The organism is Bacteroides sp. GD17 (genome assembly GCF_038448625.1).
GTDB lineage: Bacteria > Bacteroidota > Bacteroidia > Bacteroidales > Bacteroidaceae > Bacteroides.
Map to the genome: position 1 here is coordinate 399,061 of NZ_JBCEZS010000005.1, position 26,186 is coordinate 425,246.

At 49.4% G+C, this 26,186-nt stretch carries 14 protein-coding genes; 11 read left to right on the plus strand and 3 right to left on the minus strand.

Annotated elements, in window-relative coordinates:
• Positions 1-4: 4 nt before the first annotated feature.
• Together AAE250_RS10645 and AAE250_RS10650 are read right to left on the minus strand one after the other, a co-directional pair.
• On the minus strand, positions 5-3,040 hold the full coding sequence (locus AAE250_RS10645; RefSeq protein WP_294595815.1) for a SusC/RagA family TonB-linked outer membrane protein: 3,036 nt from the start codon (positions 3,038-3,040) through the stop codon (positions 5-7).
• 23 nt (positions 3,041-3,063) lie between these two features.
• Positions 3,064-4,587, minus strand: a complete 1,524-nt coding sequence (locus AAE250_RS10650; protein ID WP_294595813.1) for a hypothetical protein — start codon at positions 4,585-4,587, stop codon at positions 3,064-3,066.
• Positions 4,588-4,791: 204 nt separating this feature from the next.
• Between AAE250_RS10650 and AAE250_RS10655 the strand changes: the two genes are divergently transcribed.
• Both AAE250_RS10655 and AAE250_RS10660 read left to right on the plus strand, forming a co-directional pair.
• On the plus strand, positions 4,792-8,847 hold the full coding sequence (locus AAE250_RS10655) for a hybrid sensor histidine kinase/response regulator transcription factor (protein ID WP_294595811.1): 4,056 nt from the start codon (positions 4,792-4,794) through the stop codon (positions 8,845-8,847).
• Positions 8,848-8,904: 57 nt separating this feature from the next.
• On the plus strand, positions 8,905-10,176 hold the full coding sequence (locus tag AAE250_RS10660) for an ATP-binding protein (protein ID WP_294595809.1): 1,272 nt from the start codon (positions 8,905-8,907) through the stop codon (positions 10,174-10,176).
• 1,068 nt (positions 10,177-11,244) lie between these two features.
• On the opposite strand, the gene AAE250_RS10665 is transcribed toward AAE250_RS10660, so the two are convergent.
• Complete coding sequence (locus AAE250_RS10665; RefSeq protein WP_294595807.1) at positions 11,245-11,925, minus strand: tetratricopeptide repeat protein; 681 nt, start codon at positions 11,923-11,925, stop codon at positions 11,245-11,247.
• A gap of 163 nt (positions 11,926-12,088) precedes the next feature.
• Here AAE250_RS10665 and AAE250_RS10670 point away from each other — a divergent pair, with 163 nt between their 5' ends.
• The 9 genes from AAE250_RS10670 to AAE250_RS10710 all read left to right on the plus strand — a co-directional run bounded on the left by AAE250_RS10670 (position 12,089) and on the right by AAE250_RS10710 (position 26,163).
• Positions 12,089-13,447, plus strand: a complete 1,359-nt coding sequence (locus AAE250_RS10670) for an MATE family efflux transporter (RefSeq protein ID WP_294595805.1) — start codon at positions 12,089-12,091, stop codon at positions 13,445-13,447.
• Between the two features lie 108 nt (positions 13,448-13,555).
• The gene (locus AAE250_RS10675) at positions 13,556-16,036 is read left to right on the plus strand and encodes a heavy metal translocating P-type ATPase (RefSeq protein ID WP_294595803.1); all 2,481 of its coding nucleotides are present in this window, start codon (positions 13,556-13,558) and stop codon (positions 16,034-16,036) included.
• A 101-nt stretch (positions 16,037-16,137) separates the two neighbouring features.
• Positions 16,138-16,848, plus strand: coding sequence for a UMP kinase (gene pyrH / locus AAE250_RS10680; protein ID WP_294595801.1), 711 nt, complete (start codon positions 16,138-16,140; stop codon positions 16,846-16,848).
• A gap of 83 nt (positions 16,849-16,931) precedes the next feature.
• On the plus strand, positions 16,932-18,953 hold the full coding sequence (locus tag AAE250_RS10685) for a sensor histidine kinase (protein WP_294595799.1): 2,022 nt from the start codon (positions 16,932-16,934) through the stop codon (positions 18,951-18,953).
• A gap of 107 nt (positions 18,954-19,060) precedes the next feature.
• A complete protein-coding gene (gene frr, locus AAE250_RS10690) occupies positions 19,061-19,621 on the plus strand; it encodes a ribosome recycling factor (protein ID WP_294595797.1) in 561 nt (186 codons plus the stop codon).
• A gap of 4 nt (positions 19,622-19,625) precedes the next feature.
• On the plus strand, positions 19,626-20,558 hold the full coding sequence (rsgA, locus tag AAE250_RS10695) for a ribosome small subunit-dependent GTPase A (RefSeq protein ID WP_294595796.1): 933 nt from the start codon (positions 19,626-19,628) through the stop codon (positions 20,556-20,558).
• Positions 20,559-20,713: 155 nt separating this feature from the next.
• On the plus strand, positions 20,714-21,796 hold the full coding sequence (locus AAE250_RS10700) for an efflux RND transporter periplasmic adaptor subunit (protein ID WP_294595795.1): 1,083 nt from the start codon (positions 20,714-20,716) through the stop codon (positions 21,794-21,796).
• A gap of 12 nt (positions 21,797-21,808) precedes the next feature.
• Entirely contained in the window at positions 21,809-24,841 is a 3,033-nt protein-coding gene (locus AAE250_RS10705; RefSeq protein WP_294595794.1) for an efflux RND transporter permease subunit, read from the plus strand.
• Positions 24,838-26,163, plus strand: coding sequence for a TolC family protein (locus tag AAE250_RS10710; protein WP_294595793.1), 1,326 nt, complete (start codon positions 24,838-24,840; stop codon positions 26,161-26,163). The genes AAE250_RS10705 and AAE250_RS10710 overlap by 4 nt, the downstream gene beginning before the upstream one ends.
• Positions 26,164-26,186 lie beyond the last annotated feature (23 nt).

The window sequence follows — 26,186 nt, forward strand, 5'->3', positions numbered from 1 at the left end:
TATATTAAAATTTAAAGTCAATGCCAAACAAGAAAGTACGCGGGTTAGGATAAGCGATACCGTCGATACCGGTTTCGATTACGCTACCGTTATTACCAATCTGCGGACGTTCGGGGTCCATACCCGAGTAACCGGTGATGGTGAAAGGATTCTGAGCCGAGAACGACAGACGAAGTTCGGCTCCACCTACCAGTTTCTTCGGAAGGGTATAACCCAGTTGCAACAGCTTGCAGCGCATGTACGAACCATCTTCTACAAAGAAGCTCGATACACGTGTGTAGTTCTGATTCAAGTCGTTGTACGACAGGCGCGGGATGTCGTTGCTGGTTCCTTCACCATGCCATGCTTTCTGCAATGTACCTGCCCATACGTTCTGACCGCTCACGCCGGAATACAAGCCTTTGGTCTTGTTGTAAATGTCATTACCGAATGTACCGTAGAAGTTGGCCGTGAAGTCGAAGTTCTTATAGTTGAAGCCCAGATTCAAGCCTACCATCAGGTCGGGATACGGATTTCCGATCCATGTCTTGTCATTCTCGTCCAGTGTGCCGTCATGATTCCGGTCTTTAAAGCGGATGTCACCCGGTTGTGCCTTGTCTTGTATCAATTTACCATTCTCATTGGTATGTGCATAGACTTCTTCCCAGTTCTGGAAGATGCCGTCGGCTTCGTAGCCGTAGAAGCGTGAAATCAAACCGCCGTCTTCGTTGCGGATAATCTGGTCGCTGTTGAATCCTCCTGTCAGGATAGGACCGTCACCGGAGAACTTGATAGCCTTGTTTCTTACTGCCGAAAGGTTCAGACCTACGTTATAGCGGAAGTCGGCCACTTTGTCGCGCCAGTTCAGGCTCAATTCCCAACCACTGGCTTTCATGCTACCGATGTTCATCCATACGGTACTGTTCCAGTCGGGATAACCGATAGCAAAGATATTCTGCTTCTGATAGAGCATATCACTGGACTTCTTCTGGAAATATTCAAAAGTCACGTCCAGGCGGGAGTTGAGGAACGACATGTCTACACCTACGTTCCAGTCTTCCACGGTTTCCCACTTCAGCTGATTGTTTCCCACACCCGATACCATCGTACCGGTCACACGGCCGGGAGTTGCACCGAATACATAGTCCGATTGTCCAAGCAGAGTCAGCGTAGCATCGTTGTCGATGTTCTGATTACCGACACGGCCCCATCCACCACGGAGTTTCAGGTTATTGAATACCTTCTGGTCTTCCATGAAGCTCTCGCTGATGATACGCCATGAAGCAGATACAGAAGGGAAGAGAGCGTACTTATTACCTTTGGGGAAGCGGGAAGAACCATCGGCACGGATAGATGCCGTCAGGTAGTAGCGGCTGTCGTAATTATACATCACACGTCCCAAGTATGATACCAGGGTACTGTAAGTTGTCGTACCATCTGCCTTTTGATTCTGCGTTCCGGCATTCACTTCATGCATCTGGTCCATATTATTGGGCACGTCATCGCGCGAAGCCTTTGATTGGAACCAAGCAAAACGCTCGGCCGTAAAACCACCCATCACGTTGATGTTATGCTTTTCGGCAAAAGTATCACTGTAGGTAGCCGTGTTGGTCCAGTTCCAGTCCAGCCATTCCTGCATCTCGCGAGAAACGTTGCTCAGTGTAGATTGTTCCAATGCGTCGATATAGAATTCCGGAGTAAATCCATCCGAGCGGCGGAAGTGTGCATTGGCACCGAATTGTGTGCGCAATGTAAGTTTCTGAATCGGGTTGATCTGCAAATAAGTATTCACGATGGCACCCATTTCGCGCGAATGTCCATTCTGACGTGACAATGAACCCACCGGATTCCATTCCTGATTGTTATAAGAACGTTGATAGTTGTTGAACTCATTGTCCACCCACTTATCCTGCGGCTTGAATACCGGAGTCGTAGGGTCCATAGACATGGCAGCCGAGAAAAGATTGGGGGTATCATCCCATGATTCTACGCGCGGAGCGATGTCGAAGCCCATCTTCACATACTTGTTAAAGGTGTACTCCGTATTGAGGCGGGCATTGATCTTATCCCAATAACCGTAGTCGTACTGCGAGTCGTTACGGAAGTAACCCACACTGAGGTTATAAACCAACTTGTCCGTACCACCGGAGATGTTCAGCGAGTAGTTCTGCATCAAGGCAGTCTTGTTGATGACTTCGTTCCACCAGTCGGTACCGCTGGGATTAGTCGTAGCGCCGGTATCATTCCAGATGGAAGTACCGCCATCGTTTGTATAGCGGGTATTGAACACTTCCTTATATTCGGCAGCATTGGCTACTTTGGGCTTGGACAGCGTTTGGAAACCGGCCGATGCGCTGAAACTGATATTCGTCTTTCCTGCAACACCTTTCTTGGTAGTAATCAAAATTACACCGTTAGAAGCACGCGTACCGTAGATGGCGGCAGCCGAAGCATCTTTCAAAACTTCCATAGACTCGATGTCGTTGCTGTTCAGGAAGTTGATGTTCGTACCTACCGGCATGCCGTCCACCACATAGAGCGGGTCGGTTCCGTTCACCGTAGTGACACCACGAATCAACACCTTGGGCTGTGTACCCGGGCCACCACCACTGGTCACCTGCACACCATTTATCTTACCCTGCAAGGCATCCATGGCATTACCGGTCACGGTTTCGGTGATTTCTTCTCCCTTCACGGTAGCAATGGAGCTGGTCAGGTCACTCCGCTTCACGGCACCGTAACCTATCACCACCACTTCGTCCAGCAGTTCGCTTGATTCTTTCAGCACTACATTAATCACGGTTCTGCCACCGACTTGTATTTCCTGTGTCTCATAACCGATACTCGAAAATACCAGTACAGCATTCTTTTCCACATTCATCAGCGAATAATCACCGTCAAGACCGGTAATAGTACCCGCACCGGAGCCCTTAATCTGTACGGTTGCCCCAATCAGCGGCTCCTTGTCCGTAGCCGAAGTCACTACACCCTTCACAGTGGTCTGCGCATAGCTGCATAGGCTTATCAACGCAAGACACAATAATAATATCTGCTTTTTCATATTATTCAATCTAATGTTACTTATTAATTAGCGGGAACAATTTTACCTCTTCCCAGATGAGCGTCAAACTCAAAACGGTAGTTGCCATAATTGACGACAGTAGGCTTCAGCCAATTATCACCGACGGCAGTTCCATCCGCCCAACGCATATTCGTACCTTCCCAATTAGGATTGACATCACCTTTCTTGCTGAAATAGCCGATCTTTTCAATCTCCGTAGAGTTGTCGCAACGCCATTCCACATGATCCCACCAGCCATCGGGATGGTAATTGGAGATGATAAAGTTAAGCTCTTCTCCTGCCTCAAGCGTCCAGGTCTCACCGTTTGCCGGATAATAGAAAAGGTGCGGATTAGTGGCATCTTGCACAAAGATATGATTGCCCGCATCTTGTGGAGAACCTCCCCAACCAATGTAGAAATCAATGAGCGATTCCCCATTCTCCCAACGGTCGAAACAAGGTTTACCATACTCGTAGTTCATCGGGTTTGTGGCTTCAGTAACCGGATAAGTACGCATACTATAGGTAGAATTGATTACGTTGATATCAATCTCATAATATACACCTGCCTCATCAAGAACAATAGGCTTGGCTACTTCCGGGTCGTCAGTCAGCTTACTGCTGTCTTCCGGATCGAGGCCGAAGCAAATAGGCGTGAAGTCCGTCTTCTGCGGCAAGAAGAAGATTTCCGTGCCGGCAGCCTTATTATAGTAACGCGCCCGGTATTGGAATTCGCCTGTATGGTTAATCAACATAGGTACACCAAAGACATCACTGTTCAACTCGGCCACCGTCTTCACGTCAGCCAGATACATCTTCGGAAAATCGGGCATCTCCGAAACACTGATTACACTGGTAGCAGTCGTTTCGTTCCCTTTCGCATCTACGGCCAGCATCGTCAAGTTATAGCTCTGCACCTCGTTAGGCAGAATAATTTTCTCTGCAAAGCTCAGTGAGGACTTCCCATTGGCATCCAACCTGCGATTGTCAAAACCCTCTATACCGGGAATATTGATAATCACATAATCCAATATACGGTCATCTGTAACCGTAAAATTCAAGTTGAACTTTGTCTCATTCTTAATCAACACTGTAACAGCCGCATCCGGAGCAACCGTGAACGCAGGAGCAGCAAAGTCACCGTCCATCGTAACCAATACATCTTGTGACACACTGCGGCCGCCAACGTCCGTCACCGTAACCTTTACCGTAAAGCGTTCGCCTATTTCGTCTCTACTGATGTCGAAATAGTAACTCAAATCATACGTTTCCTGAGGAGCACCATAGATTTCAATCAAATCAATGGTTTTGTTCAGATGGAGATCTGCACATTGCAAACTGACGGATGCAATGCCGTCCTTGTCGGCCAAGGTTCCTTCGATCGTGAACCGATGACCGGCACCGGACTCAATGTGTTCTGTCGCTAATGTCATTGTCGGACTCTGTCCGTCCACATCGGGATAGCCGTCATCGTCGCTACATCCCGTTGTCCATAAAGCCAGCGATAACAATGCCAGGAAAGTGGCATTAAAGAAATGCTTCTTCATACATATTATTATTAAAGTTAAACAAAAAAGTACATTTTGCCGCCGACTTATTATAATCGGCTGTGCAAACTTATGCCAAAATCTGTTTCAAAGACTGTATAAATCTTGCAGAGAGGGCATACAAATCCGTCAATGCACGATTTGTATATATCATCTAAAGATTTTATTCGTATTTTTGGGTCATACAATGAAAAACAACCTGTTATGAAGAAGCTACTACTATCCATCCTACTATGTCTGCCATGTGCATTATCAGCACAACCTTATACTATCAAACAACTGGGCATCCGGGAAGGACTGTCCAACAATCACGTTGTAAGCATCGCCCAAGACAAGAAAGGCTATCTATGGTTCGCCACGGAAGAAGGCTTGAATAAATTTGACGGCATTCGTTTCATACCTTATTATAAAGAGGAAACCACCGGCAAGCAGAGCATCACCGGCAACGAACTGAACTACCTGCTGGACGACCCCGTCGATTCCATTTTATGGATAGGCACCCAACGGGCAGGGCTCAATGCCTACAATTATATCACCGACACCTTCACCATCTACAAGCACGATGAAAAGAATCCCGAAAGCCTGATTACCGACGATATAACCAAGGTAGTCGCCGCCGCCGACGGCAACCTTTGGATCTGCACCTATTGGCAAGGAGTCGATTACTTCGACAAGCAAACTGGCAAATTCACCCACTACAATACGGAGACCGTACCCGGACTGGCCAGCAATCACATCTGGTCCGTTGCCGACGGCGAGAACGGGCAGCTCTACATAGGCCACGTGCACAGCGGCTTCAGCGTACTGTCCTTAAAAGACAAGACAGTAAAGAACTTCATAAACAATCCGCAAGATGCGAACAGTCTCCCCGGCAATGAAGTGAACTGCATCCATAAAGACAAGAACGGCAATATATGGGTAGGGACCGACAGGGGACTGGCACTGTTCGACCCGGAAGCCGAAAACTTTATCCCCTTCAACGACGACATGAAGAATATGTCGCACCGTATATACGACGTTCGGCAACTGGATAACAACAAACTATGGGTAGCTATGGAGTTCGGCGGCATCGCCATACTGGATCTGTCGCAACGCCTCTACCATTCTTCCAGCCAAATCCACCTGCAACTTATCAAGGAAGGAGACGACGAATACGGATTGTCCAACCCCAGCGTGCGATGCCTGTTCCAGGATTCTTTCGACAATGTGTGGGCAGGCTCCTGGGGAGGCGGCATCAACTTCATCCGGCGTGAGCCGTCGCTCTTCAGCACCTACAGGTACTCTCCTTTTCCCTCTACCAACAATAGCCTGACCGGTAAGATAGCTTCGGGCGTCTGCATGGACAAAAGCGGAAACCTGTGGATAGGTACCGATGGCGGAGGTATCAACATATTCAGCAAAGGAAAACGCATAGCCGTCTATAATGCCCAGAACGGGATTATGAGCAACAACACGGTGCAAGCCGCACTCTGCGACTCGAAAGGCGGTTTGTGGTTCGGTCTGTTCTTCGGAGGAATCATCCATTATAATCCGCACACCAAGAGCTTCCGGCAAGTCTTTCCGAAAGACAAGTCCTATGCCGACGTACGCTCTTTCTATGAAGACCGCCAAGGCAACATCTGGGTAGGTACCAGCGAAGGCGTATACCTCATAAACCCGAACAACATGTCTATAATAGGACATTATGATAAGGAAAACAACCTGGCACGATGTGTATTGAAAGACAGCGCAGGGCAAGTATGGGTAGGTTTCTTCGGCGCCGGGTTGGGACTGTACGACTCGGAGTTCAAGGACCTCAAACTCTTCAATGTGCAGGACCACTTTCCCTCAAACACCATCAATGCCCTCTTCGAAGACAGCCGGAAACGACTTTGGGTAGCCACCGGAGAAGGGTTAGTCTGTTTTCCTTCGCTGACCGACCGGAATTACAAAGTATACCAGCGCGAAAACGGACTTGTAAACACGCACATACATGCCATCAGCGAAGACAAAGCCGGCAACATCTGGGTCAGCACCAACAAGGGCATCAGCTGCTTCATCAATGAGAAAGAAACTTTCTATAACTACGACCACCACGACAACCTCCCTATGGGAAGCTTCAGCCGTGGCAGCGTGACCTACGGGCAAGACGGCAACCTCTATTTCGGTTCCATCAACGGCTTGTGCTACTTCAACCCCGAATTTGTGCTGCAAGAGCGGAAGTCTCCTCCCGCCTTCATCACCAACATAGAGATATCCGACCCCATCAACTACCCGACCAACAACCAGAACACCATTACCATGAACGGGCAGCACAACATCGAATTGAAATATACGCAAAACAGTTTCAGCATCACCTTCAACATACAGAACTATGCCTTGGTGAACCAAGTGGAATATGCCTACATGCTGAAAGGACTGGAAAATTCGTGGTACACCCTGACCGACCCCAACAACGTCACCTTCCGCAACCTTCCTCCGGGAAAATACCAGTTCCTGGTGAAGACCCGGATGCGCAACCAGGAATGGTCGGACGAAACCACCTCACTGAACATACACATAGCCCCTCCCCTCTGGCTTACGTGGTGGGCAAAGTCGTTCTACATCCTGCTGAGCCTCACCATCTTGTTTGCCGTCCTATACGTTTATAAGAAACGGCTGCATGCCGAAGCTCTGTACAAACTGGAAAAACAGAGCCACCTGCGCGAACAGGAACTGAACAACGAGCGGCTGCGCTTCTACACCAACATCACGCACGAGTTGCGCACCCCGCTCACACTGATACTGGGACCGCTGGAGGACATTCAGAAGAATAATTCATTGTCTACCAAAGACGCTCAGAAGATATCCGTCATCCATCAAAGTGCCATCCGGCTGCTGAACCTTATCAACCAGATACTGGAATTCAGAAAGACAGAGACGCAGAACAAGAAACTCTGCGTAAGCCGGGGCAATATAGTGACGCTGATCCACGAAATCGGTCTGAAGTACAAGGAACTGAACCGGAAAGCGGAAGTTGCCATCCACCTCGACGTAGAGAACGAAAACATACCGATGTACTTCGACAAGGAAATCATCAACACCATCCTGGACAACCTGATATCCAATGCACTGAAATATACCGAGAAAGGAAGCATCACCCTGGGCATCCGCCAGTCCGTGCGTGCCGAAGTGAACTATACAGACATCTGGGTAAGCGACACCGGATATGGCATCAAGCCGGAGGCATTGCCGCACATCTTCGACCGTTATTATCAGGAAGGAGGCAAGCACCAGGCATCGGGCACCGGCATCGGCCTGTCATTGGTGAAGAACCTGGTGACGCTGCACGAAGGAGAGATACGTGTAGACAGTGTACTCAACTCGGGCAGCACCTTCTGCATCAGCCTGCTGACGGACAACTGTTACCCGAATGCTTTGCGTGCCGACTCGCAAATAGAAGAAAGCGAACTGCCGGCCGCAGAAAAGCCGCGGGAAGAAGAAACTCCCACCAACGACAAACCCATATTGCTGATTGTGGAAGACAATCCGGACATTTGCGACTACATTGCCGAGTCTTTCTCCGACAGCTTTGAAGTAAAGACAGCCGCCAACGGGAAGCTGGGCAAAGAAAGCGCACTGAAATACATACCCGACCTCATCGTCAGCGACATCATGATGCCGGTAATGGACGGCAACGAGATGTGCCGGGAATTGAAGAAGGATGTACGCACCAGCCACATCCCCATCATACTGCTGACGGCCAAAGACTCGCTGAAGGACAAAGAAGAAGGCTACCAGGTAGGTGCTGATTCCTACCTGACCAAGCCGTTCAGCGCCAGCCTGCTGCGCAGCCGCATCGACAACCTGCTCCAGTCGCGCCGTAAGTTGGCGGAACATTTCAGCACCAACGCCGCCATCAACAACAAGTCCACCGTCATCGCAGAGTCGCTCAACAAACTGGACAATGAGTTTATTCAGAAAATCAACCAACTGATAGAAGAACGCTTGTCTTCGGACAAGATAGATATCGGTTACCTCTCGGACAAGATGTGTATGAGCAGCTCCACCCTCTACCGCAAGATGAAAGCGCTCACCGGGCTATCTACCAACGAGTACGTCCGCAAAGTAAGGATGAAGTTTGCCGAACAGTTCCTGTTGGAAGGGAAATACAATATCTCCGAAATAGCGTTCAAGGTAGGCATCAACAACCTGTTCTACTTCCGCCAATGCTTCAAGGAGGAATTCGGTTGCATACCTTCGGAGTATCTGAAGAAGCTGAAGGAGAATGCAGGGAAATAACTGCAAAAGTTTCGATTATAATCGAAACTTTTGCTACTTTTGTAGAAACTTTCGATTATGGACGAGAAATGGAACGCCTTGGAGAAATACAACCTTTGGAATGGAAACCATTACCAATTAGGATTGATACGTACTGCCTACACCGACAGACTTCATGCTTTTACAGGGAATAGACTGGTAAAAGTACTCATCGGACAACGCCGCGCAGGCAAAAGTTATATTCTGCGGCAAATAGCCTCGGAACTGATTTCCATACGAAAGGTAAATCCCAATAATATCCTATATGTAAACAAGGAATATCTGGAGTTCGATTTCATCGAGACCTACCAGGATCTGGAGAAACTATACCAACTTTATCGCCAAAAGCAGAAACCGGAAGGAAAGGTATATCTGTTTTTCGACGAGATACAGAACATAGAAGGCTGGGAACGCTTTGTCAACTCCCATTCCCAAGACTTTGTAGAAGAATGCGAACTGTTTATCAGCGGTTCAAACTCCAAGATGCTTTCCAGCGAACTGGCAACCTTGCTTTCGGGCCGTTACGTAGAGTTCAGCATCTTTCCATACAGCTATGCCGAATATCTGCAAGTAACACGACAGGAAGAAGGACGTTCCTCTTACCTGTCATACCTGAAACAGGGCGGATTGCCCGAATTGTATAACCTGAGGGATCAGGAATCACAGAAGCAGTACGTCTCGTCTGTAAAAGATACCATACTGTTGCGCGACATTGTGCAACGTAAACCCATCCGCGATGTCCGTCTTTTGGACGACCTTTTCATTTATCTGGTGAACAATGCCTCGAACATGTTCTCTATCCAGAATGTAATCAATTTCTTTAAGTCAAAGAACCGCAAAGTTTCTTACGACACACTTGCCAACTACACCGGCTATATAGAAGAGACACTTCTTGTACACAAAGCAGAACGTTACAATATAAAAGGAAAAGATGTACTGGCAGGAAATTGCAAATATTACCTGAACGACCTTGCCTTCAAGAACTTTCTTTATCCGGGATATGCCTATGGAATAGGCTATTTACTGGAAAATGCAGTATATCTGGAACTTCTTCGACACGACTTCCAAGTCTATACCGGAGCGCTACGCAATAAAGAAGTGGATTTTGTAGCCATGAAAGATGACCGGATTATCTACTTCCAAGTGGCCTATACGCTTGAGGATGAGGAAACACGGGAACGGGAATATGCTCCATTGCTATCCATTGCCGACAGTTATGAAAAATTAGTTGTCTCGATGGATGAAGTACAACTTCCCATAAGAGAAGGTGTACGTCACGTACAAGCGTGGCAATTGGCAGAAGAGTTCTGATAGCAGAATACAGGTAAATCGCATTGACGGCATATTTTTCGTAACTATAGTTTTTCGCAACATCTACCAACACCCAGCACGAATTCTTCTGAAACCCTTTATTCATGGGGGCTGATAGATGAGAAGTGAATGAAACGTCAGCCAGTAGTAGCTCAAAACACCAGGTTTTGCGACTGATCCCACTTTTCTTCATCTACTTCTAAGCATTACTTTACCAATAATAAAGCGATACTTTAGTAGTATTAAAGCAATGCTTTACCAGTATTAAAGTACTGCTTTATTATAATTAAAGTAGTACTTTATAAGAGACAAAGCAATAATAAAGCAGCATCCTTTTCATTATAAGCACGTTACAACACAAAATAGGCTACGAAACATCAAACAGTTTCGCAGCCTATTTTCTATTCTATTTCGGGAGGAATCGGATTACGGATCAGTCGCAAAACCTGGTGGATAAATGATAATTTAAGCGCGGAGCGCCCCGACAAGGTTTCCATTCGGATTACTTGCGCAGCAAAACCTGAAAGCCTTTTATCTATTAGCGCAGCAAAGCCTGAAGGGCTTTCATCTATTAGCTCAGGGCAACGCCCTGGGTAATAATGCGCTCCTATCTCTGCGCCCTGAAAGGGCAAAAGCCCGTTATACAATCTTATGCCCTTTCAGGGCGTAAGGTGAGGGGGCGTTCTGAAACCCAGGGCGTTGCCCTGGGCTGATAGATGAAAGGCTTTCAGCCTTAGGATGCGCAAACATGCCGAAAGGAAATCTTGCCGGGGCGCTACGCCCCTAAATTCCCATTTAGATCGCCCCCTGTCAGTAGCAAATGAAATGTCAGCCAGNAAGGCTTTCAGCCTTAGGATGCGCAAACATGCCGAAAGGAAATCTTGCCGGGGCGCTACGCCCCTAAATTCCCATTTAGATCGCCCCCTGTCAGTAGCAAATGAAATGTCAGCCAGTAGTAGTTCAAACCACCAGCTTTTGCGACTGATCCCTACTTAAAAACATAGATTGCGCAAGCAATAAATTTATTACTTGCGCAATCTATGTTTTTAAGTAGGGATTAAGCTACTATTAACGCATTTCCGCCTCCACCTTCCTTATCTTCTCCAGCGTCCTGCCCGCCTCTGTCGAGGGGAAGAGTTGCAATACCCGTTGCAGATACGCTTTCGCTTTGGTGTAGTTGTTGGTAAACACATCTGATAGCCCGTTACGGTAACGGGCATACTGCATCCGTGTGGGAGAAGTTATCTTCTTGAAGTCATCATCAAGCTTCTTCTTGTCCTTCTCTGCCTGAAGATAGTAATAATTTCCCAGATAAATATTGGCCTGAAGATTGTCGGCATCGAGTTTCAAGACTTTCTCGTAAGTTTTCAGGGCATCCTTTTCCTTTCCGCGCATCAGTTCCATTTCGGCACACGAGACGAGGGCAGAGACATCTTCGGGATAGCGCTGCAAATATTCTTTATAGAAAAGATAGGCTTTATCGTAGTTCCGCTTTTTCTTGTAATGCGTAGCCAGTTCGTTGACCAGACGGGGAGCAACCGCACTGTTTTTATCGACATTCGTCCAGTAGAACATCTCTGTCTGCTCCACACCGGCATTGGCCGACTGGCGGAACAAGCTGACAGCATAGTCATCCTTGCCTTCGGAAAGTGCTTCGGAAACTTTCGGCAGAAGATCATTGGCCGATTGTGACCAAAGCGACAGCGGACACATCAGGAACAAAGAGAATAGTAGAGCTAAGGTTTTCATTTTTAAAGTATATATAGTTTAACAGCCCAAAACATTGCCACAAGAATTCACCTCCAAATTTACGAACTTTTGCTGCAAACGTCAATAAAATATAGTTAATCTTTCCCACTATCTTACCTTTTTCTGCGTAACTTTGCCACCCCTTATTAAACAAACGTTACCAATGAAGCCCAGAGACAGACAAATCTTGCAAATCGCATTGCCTTCTATCGTATCGAACATCACCGTTCCATTGCTCGGTTTGATAGATGTGGCAATCGTGGGACACTTAGGAGCACCGGCTTATATCGGAGCCATTGCCGTGGGCGGTATGCTGTTCAATATCATCTACTGGATTTTCGGTTTCCTGCGTATGGGAACCAGCGGCATGACGTCGCAAGCTTACGGGAAACGGGACTTGCCGGAAGTAAGCCGATTGTTGCTGCGCTCCGTAGGCATAGGGATGGCAGTGGCGTTCTGCCTTATTTTGTTACAGGTTCCTATCAGGTATGGAGCGTTTCTGATAATTCATCCTACGGAAGAAGTGCGCGCACTGGCAACGCTCTATTTTCACATCTGCATTTGGGGAGCACCTGCCATGCTGGGGCTATACGGGCTGACAGGCTGGTTCATCGGTATGCAGAATTCGCGTATTCCCATGTATATTGCCATCACGCAGAATATTGTGAACATCATCGCCAGCCTCAGCCTGGTTTATCTGTGCGGGATGAAGGTAGAAGGTGTGGCTTTGGGGACGCTGATTGCGCAATATGCCGGGTTCGGCATGGGGCTTGTGCTATGGCTGAAGCATTATGGCAAGCTAAAGAAGTATGTTGGAATTAAAAACTATAAATCAAGTATTAAGGGGGGCGTCTGGGAGAAGGAGGCAATGATGCGATTCTTTTCCGTGAACCGGGATATTTTCCTGCGCACGCTTTGCCTGGTGGCAGTTACTTTGTTTTTTACTTCGGCGGGGGCTGAACAGGGGGAGATTATCCTGGCTGTAAACACGCTGCTGATGCAACTTTTTACGCTGTTCTCGTACGTGATGGATGGCTTTGCCTATGCAGGGGAAGCTTTGAGCGGACGGTATATAGGTGCCCGCAACCGGGATGCCTTTATGAGCACCGTCCGGCATCTGTTTGCATGGGGGGCTATAATGGCAGTGCTTTTCACTCTGACTTATGCTTTGGGAGGGAATGCTTTCCTCGGGCTTCTGACGGATGATAAAGAAGTGATAGCTGCTGCCGATACATATTTCTACTGGGCACTTGCCATACCTGCCGCCGGCATTGCCGCCTTCATTTGGGACGGGGTCTTTATCGGCGCCACGGCTACACGCGGCATGCTGCTCTCGATGGCGGTAGCAGCTGTCAGTTTCTTTGCTTTGTACTACGGGTTTCGACCGACCTTGGGCAATCATGCACTGTGGCTCGCTTTCCTCACCTATCTCTTTATGAGGGGAGTGGTGCAGACGGGGCTGAGCAAGATAGTTATCAAGAAAGCATTTTATTCACATGAAGCAACCACCGCAACATGGTAGTAAAAATCCAAAATTCCGTAACTCCATACAACTTCTTTGCCGTATCTTTGTTTTCATAATGATAAATGAGAATTTATTAACTCGATACTAAACTTAATGCATTGATATATGGCAAACAAAAATACCGTTCAAGAAACCTTCCCCGTACTGGGCATGAGCTGCGCCTCATGCGCCGCGCGGGTGGACAAGACGCTGAACCAACAACCGGGAGTCAGCAAAGCCGCCGTCAACTACGCATCGGGAGCGGCAACAGTGGAATACGACCCTGCGCAATGCTCGCCCCAAGCCCTGCAACAAGCAGTACAGGCGGCAGGATACGACCTGCTGATAAAAAAAGATAAAGACACATTGCTAGAAGCAGAACAGGCTCATGACAAGCGATACCATGACTTGAAGTTCCGCACCACCTGGGCCATCATTCTCTCTGTGCCCATTGTCATTATCGGCATGTTCTTCATGAATATGCCTTATGCCAACCTCATCATGTGGGTACTCTCCACGCCCGTTGTCTTCTGGCTGGGAAGAAGTTTCTTCGTCAGTGCCTGGAAGCAATTAATGCATGGCAGCGCCAACATGGACACGCTGGTAGCGAACAGTACCGGGATAGCCTACCTGTTCAGTCTGTTCAACATGCTCTTCCCCGACTTCTGGCTGTCACGAGGCATCCATCCGCATGTCTACTTCGAGGCAGCAAGCGTCATCATCGCCTTCATCTTGCTGGGGCGTCTGCTCGAAGAGAAAGCCAAAGGAAATACGTCCACCGCCATCAAAAAACTGATGGGATTGCAGCCCAAGACAGTGACCATCATCACCTCCGGAGGTGAACAGCAGGAGATTCCCATCGAACAGATATGCCCCGGAGACATCATCCTGGTGAAACCGGGCGAACGAATTGCCGTGGACGGCACCGTAACGGAAGGCGACTCGTACGTAGACGAAAGTATGCTGAGCGGCGAACCGATAGCAGTAGCCAAGCATCAAGGCATACACGTCTTTGCCGGAACCATCAATCAGAAAGGCAGCTTCCGCTTCCAGGCCGAAAAGGTAGGAACAGATACACTGCTTGCCAAGATTATCCACATGGTGCAAGACGCCCAGGGAAGCAAAGCCCCGGTACAACAACTGGTAGACAAGATTGCAGGCATCTTTGTCCCGGTCATCATCGGTATTGCCGTACTGTCGTTCATCGGCTGGATGGTGCTGGACGGTGAAAACGGTTTCACCCACGGACTGCTAGCACTGGTCACGGTACTTATCATAGCCTGCCCATGTGCCCTGGGACTGGCCACGCCCACCGCCATCATGGTGGGAATAGGCAAAGGAGCCGAGCAGGGAATCCTGATAAAAGATGCCGAAAGCCTGGAAACAGCCAAGAAGATAGACACCGTGGTACTGGACAAAACCGGCACCGTGACCGAAGGCAAACCGGTAGTCAGCGAACTGATTTGGGATACTTCCGCTACGAACGCACAAGCCCCCACCACCGAATACATGCAGAGCATCTTCTACAGCCTGGAAATGCTGTCCGAACATCCACTTGCCGAGGCCATCGTCGAACACTTCGGCCGCACGCGTTTCACCGAGATTGAGGACTTCGACAGCATCACCGGAAAAGGTATCATGGGACGCGTCGCAGGTAAGATGTACTATGCCGGAAACCGCTCGTTGCTCGAAGAGAAGCATATCACCCTTTCTCCGCAGCTCTCTGATGCAGCCCACCGCCTGACGGCAAAAGCACAAACCGTCATCTGGTTCGCCGACGAAGAAACGGCACTCACCATAGCCGGCATCACCGACCAGATAAAACAAACCTCCCTGCAAGCAGTGAAAGAACTGCGTGCCTCCGGCATCGAAGTCTACATGCTGACCGGTGACAACGAAGCCACTGCCCGCGAAATAGCCCGTACCGCCGGCATCGCCCACTACAAAGCCGGCGTACTGCCGCAGGACAAAGCCGCCTTCATCAGCCAACTGCAACACGAAGGCCGGAAAGTAGCCATGGTGGGCGACGGCATCAACGACAGCGCCGCCCTTGCCCAAGCCGATCTCAGCATCGCCATGGGTGGCGGTAGTGACATTGCAATGGACGTTGCCAAGATGACCATCATCTCCTCCGACCTCACCAAAATACCGGAAGCCCTGCGGTTGTCGCGTCTCACTGTACGCACCATCCGCCAAAACCTCTTCTGGGCATTTATCTATAATATAATAGGTGTACCCATCGCCGCCGGCATCCTCTACCCCATCAACGGCTTCTTGCTGAACCCGATGATAGCAGGCGCCGCCATGGCATTCAGCAGCGTCAGCGTAGTGAGCAACAGCTTGCGGCTGAAGGGGAAAAAGATACAAAGTGAAGTTAAACCCTCAACAGAAAAGATTATGAAAAAAGAATTCAAAGTAGAAGGCATGACATGCAACCATTGCCGCATGCACGTAGAAAAAGCATTGAACAGTATAGATGGCGTACACGCCACCGTAACGCTGGAACCGCCCGTAGCCAATGTAGAGTTCTCGAAAGGAGAGAAAACATTGGACGAATTGCAGGCTGTAGTTACCGCCGATGCCGGTGACTATACGCTGAAAGAATAATCGCAAGATGTCCCGTCAGTAATATAATTTCAAGCAAACTTGATTGCATTGCGCCGTAATTCCATTATCTTTGCCGCTAATAGCAATAAACTTTAAATATTATGGCAACATACAAAAGAATCTTATTGAAACTCAGCGGCGAGAGCCTGATGGGAGAAAAGCAATACGGCATCGACGAAAAACGCCTTGCCGAATATGCTGCACAGATTAAAGAAATTCACGGACTGGGTGTACAGATCGGTATCGTCATCGGCGGTGGAAACATCTTCCGCGGACTGAGCGGTGCCAATAAAGGCTTCGACCGCGTGAAAGGTGATCAGATGGGGATGCTGGCTACAGTCATCAACAGCCTCGCCCTCAGCTCTGCCCTGGTAGCCGCCGGCGTCAAAGCCCGTGTGCTGACAGCCGTACGCATGGAACCTATCGGCGAATTCTACAACAAATGGAAAGCCATCGAATGCATGGAGGCAGGCGAAGTAGTGATCATGTCCGCCGGAACGGGTAATCCCTTCTTCACCACCGACACCGGTTCCAGCCTGCGCGGTATCGAGATTGAAGCTGACGTCATGCTGAAAGGCACCCGTGTAGACGGTATTTATACTGCCGACCCGGAGAAAGACCCTACCGCCACCAAATTCCACGACATCACTTACGATGAAGTGCTGAAGCGCGGCCTCAAAGTGATGGATCTCACCGCTACCTGTATGTGTAAGGAGAACAACCTCCCCATCATCGTATTCGATATGGACACACCGGGCAACCTGAAGAAGGTGATGCAAGGAGAAGAAATCGGTACGCTGGTACACAACTAAAAGAATAGCATAAAAGACCGGAAATGGATGCCTGTTTTCCTTTCCGGTCTTTATCCTGAGGTTTCCATAAAACAAGCAAACACATGAAAATCCTGCCCAACCGCTTCAAAACATTTGCCATCTGTTGCCTGCTCCTTAGCTGTAGCGTATCGGCAACGGCAATTGCCGCCGATCCTCTCACTGCCTCCAAAGACAGTCTCATCCGGTTATTGGATTCGGCATCCACCCCTTCGAGGCGGCTGGAACTGTTGACGCATTTAAGCGATATAGGTCTTATACAAGACGACTATACCTACACTGAAAAGCTATGGCAGCAGGCCGTAGAAAGCGGTGACCAGGATGCAATGTTTACTTCCGTCCGTCCCCTGGCATTGCGATACTTGAATCTTTGCCAACTGGATTCTGCCAGTATCTGGATTGATAAGGCTCGCACCTACCTGCAAGGGAAGCCCAGAGAAATCGCCCTCCAATATCTGGGCATGATGTACGACATCCGTGACCTGACACAACGGAAAGAACTGGCACAGAAGCTGGTAGCCGACAGTCAGACTGTATATCAGCCATCAAACCCTTATCCATACATGAGACGCCTCTATTCCCTGGCTGCCGTCAGTACAATGATAGAAGATAAGAACGGGAAACTCAAGTTAAAATCATGCGACAGCTATTTGGAAGAAGGTCTGAAAATAGCACGTACCATACCGCTTAAAGAAGATTACCTGTTCAGAACCCAGTTCCTGCTGGGTTTGGGCGGTTCCGGTCTGGAATACACCCGCGAACTCATGGACTTATACAAAGAGTACCGCCAATTGCCCAAAGTAAGAAAACGGGTATTCCTCTCCCATCAGATAGAGATTGCAGCCATCGCCCGCATGCTGCATCATGGTGACGAGATAGGACGCAAACAAATGGACCATTACTTTGCAGAATTCAACCACATGGTAGAACTTTATCCGCAGGACGTGGTTCCTCCGCTGGATTTCTATTACTACTATGTAGCACAGAGCTATTACGAATACACCAAGAACTATCCCAAAATCATTCAGTGCTGCGATTCTGTCATCAAGACCGCACCCAAGTACGGCATGGACAATGCCTACCACTATAAGACCAAAAGCGAATGCCTTGCTGCCTTAGGCCGCTGGCAGGAAGCCTATCAGACCATGACGGAGTATATAGTTGTCAAAGACTCCATCAACACCGAAGACATATCCGGCGAACTGAGCGAACTGCAAACACAATACGACGTGAGTCGCCTGGAACTGGAAAAGGCAAACCTGATATCCCGCCAGCAGAAGATGTACATCCTGCTGACAAGCCTCCTCCTGGTTATTCTGTCCGGATGCCTCTTCTATGTCTATCGGACTTTGGGAATCACCCGCCGCTTGAAGCGAAACCTGGAAACCGAAAGTCTGAAAGCCCAGGAAAGCGAAAAGATGAAAACGCTCTTTATGAACACCATGTCTCACGAAATACGTACCCCGCTGAATGCCATCCAAGGATTCAGCAGCATTATCCTGAGCGAAGAAGAGATAGAAAAGAGCATGGAACAAGAAATGAAGGCAAGCATCGAAGTTGCCGTGACACAACTTACCAACCTACTGGACGATATGCTGGAAATATCCCAACTGGGATGTACCAACGACATGCTTCCCGTGGCTGCCGTCGATATAGAAAAAATGTGTAAAGAGTGCATGAGCATAGAAACGCAGAAACATAGGAAACCCGAAATAGACTACCGGATTGAGAACAACTGCCCTTCATCGACTTACTATACGAACTACAAATACATTGTCAAGACCATCTGCAACCTGCTTGCCAATGCCAACAAATTTACCAGACAGGGCAGCATCACCCTCAGCTGCCACGAAACCAGCGGCAAGTTGATAATTTCGGTAACGGACACCGGACACGGCATCCCGGCTGATAAAAGAGAATGGATATTCGAAGCTTTCACCAAGATAGATGATTTCACCGTAGGAACCGGTCTCGGGCTTTACGTCTGCCGCGAAATAATGAAACATCTGGGAGGAAAAATCTATGTAGATCCCACATATACCCAAGGCGCACGGATCACGATAGAACTTCCGTCAGAGAAGAAATAAGTCTTCCCCACTTGCTTTCTGCCTTGAGAGTTTGCAGATTATCAAAAAATCATCTACTTTTGTTTCTTAAATTAATCCAAATGCCAAACTTATAAATATATAGAAATATGAGAGACGTAAAAGACATCTTAGACGAAGCGCAAGAGAAAATGGACATGGCCGTAATGTATCTTGAAGAAGCATTGGCACATATTCGCGCCGGAAAAGCAGACATCCGCTTGCTGGACGGCATTCGTGTGGACTCTTACGGAAGTATGGTCCCCATCAACAATGTAGCGGCTGTAACCACTCCGGACGCCCGCAGCATTGCCATCAAGCCGTGGGACAAAAGCATGTTCCGCGTCATCGAGAAAGCCATCATCGACTCCAGCCTCGGCATCATGCCCGAGAACAACGGTGAAATAATCCGCATCGGCATCCCCCCGCTGACTGAGGAACGCCGTAAACAACTGGCCAAACAATGTAAAAACGAAAGCGAAACAGCCAAGGTGAGTGTGAGAAACGCACGCCGTGACGCCATCGATGCCCTGAAGAAATCCGTTAAAGACGGTTTGGCGGAAGATGCACAAAAAGGCGGTGAAGAGAAATTGCAGAAGGTTCACGATAAGTACATCAAGCAGATTGATGATATGCTGGCTGCAAAGGATAAAGAAATCATGACCGTTTAAGGCAGTGCGCGGACTCGTAATAAAAAACACAGGAAGTTGGTACTTGGTACGGACTGACGACGGAAGGGACATTGAATGCAAAATCAAAGGAAACTTTCGTCTGAAAGGCATACGAAGTACCAACCCCGTTGCCGTAGGCGACTACGTGCAAATCATACTGAACCAGGAAGGTACAGCCTTCATCAGCGAGATAGAGGACCGGAAAAATTATATCATCCGCCGTTCGTCCAATCTGTCCAAGCAATCGCATATCCTTGCTGCCAACCTCGACCAGTGCATGCTGGTGGTAACAGTGAACTATCCCGAAACTTCCACCATCTTCATCGACCGCTTTCTGGCTTCTGCCGAAGCATACCGCGTCCCCGTCAAAATCATTTTCAACAAGGTAGATGCCTACAACGAAGAGGAACTGAACTACCTGGACGGACTCATCAACCTGTATACTACCATCGGTTATCCCTGTTTCAAGGTCTCTGCCAAGCACGGTGAAGGCATCGACATCATCAAAGAAGAACTAAGGGAACGGGTAACCCTCTTTTCCGGCCATTCCGGTGTGGGTAAGTCCACGCTTATCAATGCCATATTACCGGACTTGGACATTAAAACCGGCGAGATATCAACCTACCATAATAAAGGTATGCACACCACTACCTTTTCCGAAATGTTCCCGGTGCCGGGCAACGGATATATTATCGACACTCCGGGCATCAAAGGTTTCGGAACCTTCGACATGGAAGAGGAAGAAGTGGGGCACTACTTCACGGAGATATTCAAAGTATCTGCCGATTGCCGCTACGGTAACTGTACCCACCGCCACGAACCCGGCTGTGCCGTTCGCGAAGCCGTAGAGAAACACTACATCAGCGAATCGCGCTACGCTTCCTACCTGAATATGTTGGAAGACAAAGAAGAAGGAAAGTACAGGGCAGCATACTAAGTCCCCCTAATAGCCCCTATTACCCCATCACCTTACCACCCTATCACCTTACCCCTCCCATTCCCCTATCACTTTTTTTAACGTTCCCTGCATTAAACCTTTCTCTTTATCCCGTATCAAAGTTAAGGCTGAATTTATACTACTAATACTACAACATGGATAAGAGAGTGAAATGGGGCATCATCATTGTGATTGGTGCCGGACTGATAGGTGGAGGTATATACTCCCAACTACCTAAGGAGAATAAAGAATTGGCTGCTGCCGATAAGGTGATGACCAGTCAGCGTGGCGGGCAAAAGATTCTGAACGTAAATGCAAAAGTAATAAAACCCCAACTGCTGAAAGATGAAATACAAATCAGCGGTAGCCTGCTGCCGGACGAAGAAGTAAACCTTTCGTTCGAAACATCCGGTAAGATTGTCGAGATAAACTTTGAAGAGGGCAGCTTCGTGAAGAAAGGGCAACTGCTTGCCAAAGTGAACGACCGCCCCCTGCAAGCACAATTGCAGCGGTTGGTTTCACAACTGAAGCTGGCCGAAGACCGCGTGTTCCGCCAGAATGCCTTGCTGGAAAGAGACGCTGTCAGTAAAGAGGCTTACGAACAGGTGAAAACCGAACTTGCCACCCTGAATGCCGACATTGACCTCATAGAATCGAACATCGCACAAACCGAACTCCGCGCACCGTTCGACGGCGTTATCGGTCTGCGCCAGGTCAGCGTGGGAACGTATGCCGCCCCAACGACCATCGTAGCCAAACTTACAAAGATTTCCCCACTGAAAGTAGAATTTGCCGTGCCCGAACGATATGCCAACGACGTAAAGACCGGTGCCGGACTCGACTTCACCCTTGAAGGAAAACTGAACGCCTTCCATGCCACCGTCTATGCCCGCGAATCGAAGATAGACCCCAACACCCATACGCTGACCATCCGCGCCCTCTACCCCAACACCAACGGACTTGTACTGCCGGGCCGCTACGCCAGCATCAAGCTGAACAAGGATGAGATAGAAAATGCCCTTGCCGTACCATCCGAAGCCATTGTACCTGAAATGGGTAAAGACAAGATCTTTGTCTACCGTTCGGGAAAGGCCCAACCGGTAGAAATCATCGCAGGTATTCGTACCGAAGCCGAAGTGCAGGTACTGCAAGGTCTGCAAGCCGGAGACACGATCATCACCTCGGGAACGCTGCAACTCCGCACGGGATTGCCGGTAACATTGGACAACATCTATTAATCCTGCCGCCTTATGAATATATCCGAACTAAGCATACGGCGACCGGTACTCTCCACCGTACTCACCCTGATAATACTGCTCTTTGGCTTTATCGGCTACAACTATCTCGGTGTACGCGAATACCCGTCCGTCGATAATCCCATCATATCGGTGTCCTGCTCCTATCCGGGTGCCAACGCCGATGTTATCGAGAATCAGATTACCGAACCCCTGGAACAGAACATCAACGGTATTCCCGGCATCCGTTCCCTTTCCAGCGTCAGCCAGCAAGGTTCGTCGCGCATCACAGTAGAGTTCGAACTCTCCGTCGACCTGGAAACAGCCGCCAACGACGTACGCGACAAAGTATCGCGTGCACAGCGCTATCTGCCCCGCGACTGCGACCCTCCTACCGTATCGAAAGCCGATGCCGACGCCATGCCTATCCTTATGGTTGCCCTGCAAAGCGACAAGCGTTCCTTGCTGGAACTGAGCGAAATAGCTGACCTCACCGTGAAGGAACAGCTTCAAACCATCTCCGACGTCAGCAGCGTAAGCATCTGGGGTGAGAAACGTTACTCCATGCGCCTTTGGCTGGACCCCATCAAGATGTCCGGTTACGGTATCACTCCGATAGACGTAAAGAACGCTGTAGACAAAGAAAACGTGGAACTCCCCTCGGGTAGTATCGAAGGAAACACCACCGAGCTGACCATCCGTACCCTCGGACTGATGCACACTGCCGAAGAGTTCAACAACCTTATCCTCAAGGAAGACAACAACCGTATTATCCGATTCAGCGACATCGGCCGTGCCGAACTGGGTCCTGCCGACATCAAGAGTTACATGAAGATGAACGGTGTGCCGATGGTAGGTATCGTAGTCATTCCGCAACCGGGCGCCAACCACATCAAGATTGCCGATGCCGTGTACGACCGCATGGAAAAAATGCAGAAAGACCTGCCGGAAGACGTGCAATACTCCTACGGTTTTGACAACACGAAGTTCATCCGCTCGTCCATCAATGAGGTGAAGCAGACAGTGTACGAGGCATTTATCCTCGTTATCATCATCATCTTCCTCTTCCTACGCGACTGGCGTGTGACGCTGGTGCCATGTATCGTAATCCCCGTTTCATTGATCGGAGCTTTCTTCGTCATGTATCTGGCAGGATTCTCCATCAACGTGCTCTCCATGCTTGCCGTAGTGCTAGCAGTAGGATTGGTGGTGGACGACGCCATCGTAATGACGGAGAACATCTATGTCCGCATCGAACGGGGCATGCCACCCAAAGAGGCGGGTATCGAAGGTGCCAAGGAGATCTTCTTCGCGGTTATCTCCACCACCATCACGCTGGTAGCCGTGTTCTTCCCGATTGTATTCATGGACGGTATGACGGGACGTCTGTTCCGTGAATTCAGCATCGTTGTGTCCGGTTCGGTGATTATCTCTTCCTTTGCCGCACTGACCTTTACACCGATGCTTGCCACCAAACTGCTGGTGAAGCGTGAGAAGCAGAACTGGTTCTATCGCAAGACCGAACCTTTCTTCGAAGGAATGAATAGTTTGTACAGCCGTTCGCTGGCAGCCGTTCTGCGCAAGCGCTGGGTTGCGTTGCCTTTCATCTTGCTGACGATCGTTATCATCGGCTATCTGTGGAATACCATTCCTGCCGAAATGGCTCCGTTGGAGGACCGTTCGCAAATCAGCATCAATACGATGGGTGCCGAAGGTGTGACGTACGAATACATCCGCGACTATACCGAAGACATCAACCACCTAGTAGACTCCATTGTACCGGACGCCGAAGCCGTTACAGCCCGTGTTTCCAGCGGAAGCGGTAATGTCCGCATCACGCTGAAGGACATGAAAGACCGTGACTACACACAGATGTCTGTTGCCGAAAGGCTCTCGCAAGCAGTGCGGAAAAAGACAATGGCGCGCTCCTTCGTACAGCAATCCTCCTCATTCGGCGGACGACGCGGCGGAATGCCCGTGCAGTACGTACTGCAGGCCACCAACATAGAGAAGCTGCAAGAGATACTGCCCGTGTTTATGGCAAAGGTATACGAAAGTCCGATCTTCCAGATGGCTGACGTCAACCTGAAGTTCAGCAAGCCCGAAGCCCGTATCAACATCAACCGGGACAAAGCAAGCATCATGGGCGTCAGCACACGCAACATTGCCCAGACCTTGCAGTACGGACTGAGTGGCCAGCGCATGGGTTACTTCTACATGAACGGAAAGCAATACGAGATATTAGGCGAAATCAACCGCCAGCAACGCAACAAGCCCGCCGACCTGAAAGGTATCTATATCCGTAGCGACAAGGGCGAAATGGTACAGTTGGACAACCTGATCGAACTGACCGGAGGTATCGCCCCGCCCCGGCTCTACCGTTACAACCGCTTTGTGGCTGCCACCATCTCTGCCGGACTGGCAGACGGCAAGACCATCGGCCAAGGTCTGGAGGAAATGGACAAGATTGCCAAAGAGACGCTGGACGACACCTTCCGCACCGCCCTTACCGGAGATTCCAAAGAATATCGCGAAAGTTCTTCCAGCCTGATGTTCGCCTTCATCCTGGCCATCGTGCTGATTTACCTGATCCTTGCCGCTCAGTTCGAAAGCTTCAAGGACCCGCTGATTATCATGTTGACGGTGCCCCTTGCCATTGCCGGTGCATTAGTATTCATGTACTTCGGAGGCATCACGATGAATATTTTCAGTCAGATCGGTATCATCATGCTGATTGGACTGGTGGCAAAGAACGGTATTCTTATTGTGGAGTTTGCCAATCAGAAGCAGGAAACAGGCGAAGACAAGATGCTGGCCATCAAAGATGCCGCCCTGCAGCGCTTGCGCCCCATCCTGATGACGAGCGCCTCCACCATATTGGGACTGATACCGCTGGCGTTCGCTACCGGCGAAGGTTGCAACCAGCGCATCGCCATGGGTACGGCCGTCGTAGGCGGTATGCTTATATCGACAGTGCTGACGATGTATATCGTTCCCGCCATATACAGTTATATATCTACGAATCGAAGTAAACTGAAAGAAGCATGAAACGTACGATTTTATTCTTTATAGCCACCGCATGCACAGCGCTTGCCCTCCAGGCACAGCCTATGCCTACTTATACCCTGAAGTCTTGTCTGGAAGAAGGATTGCTGAACAACTACTCCCTGCGCATTGCCCGCAACGAAGAGCAGGTCAACAAGAACAACGCCACGCTGGGCAATGCCGGTTATCTGCCCACCCTCGACCTTTCCACCGGATATCGGGGAACGATAAACGACACCGAAACCAAGCTCCGCGCCACGGGCGAAACCACCAAGGACAACGGGGTATTTGACCAGACGCTCGATGCCGGCATCAACCTGAACTGGACCATCTTCGACGGCTTCAACATCAGCGCCAACTATCAGAAGCTGAAGGAACTGGAACGCCAGGGCGAAACCAACACACGCATCGCCATCGAGGACCTGATAGCCAACATCGCCGCCGAATACTACAACTACGTGCAGCACAAGATTCGTCTGAAGAACTTCCGCTATGCAGTATCTTTGTCCAAGGAGCGTTTGCGCATCGTGGAAGAGCGCTACCACATCGGTAACTTCTCCCGCCTAGACTATCAGCAGGCAAAGGTGGACTTCAACGCGGACAGTGCGCAGTACATGAAGCAGCAGGAATTGCTGCACACCTCGCGCATTCAGCTGAACGAGCTCATGGCAAACAAAGACGTCGATGCCCCGTTCCTCATCAAGGACAGCCTCATCAACGTAAGCAATACGCTGGACTTTGAAGAGCTTTGGAACGCAACGCTGCAAATCAATGCCTCCCTGCTGAAGGCGGAACAGAACAATACCCTGGCCCGGCTGGACTACAAGAAAGTCTGCTCGCGCGACTACCCGTACGTGAAAATGAACGGAGGCTACGGCTACACCCTCAACAAATACGACATCTCCGCCAACAGCCGCCGCAGCAACCTCGGACTGAACTTCGGCGTGACCGTCGGCTTCAATCTCTTCGACGGGAACCGACGCCGTGAGCGCAAGAATGCCAGCATCGCCGTGCAGAACGCACGCTTGGAACGCGAGCAACTGGAACAAGCCTTGCGTGCCGACCTCAGCAACCTCTGGCAGGCTTACCAAAACAACCTGCAGATGCTGAACCTGGAACGTCAAAACCTCGTTGCCGCCAAAGAGAACCATGAGATTGCCATGGAGCGCTATATGCTGGGAAACCTCTCTGGTATTGAAATGCGCGAAGCACAGAAGAGTCTGCTGGATGCAGAAGAGCGTATTCTTTCTGCAGAATACGACATCAAGCTCTGCGAGATATCATTGTTGCAGATCAGTGGGAAGGTAATGCAATACCTTGAATAGCAAATAACTCAATATTTACTCCC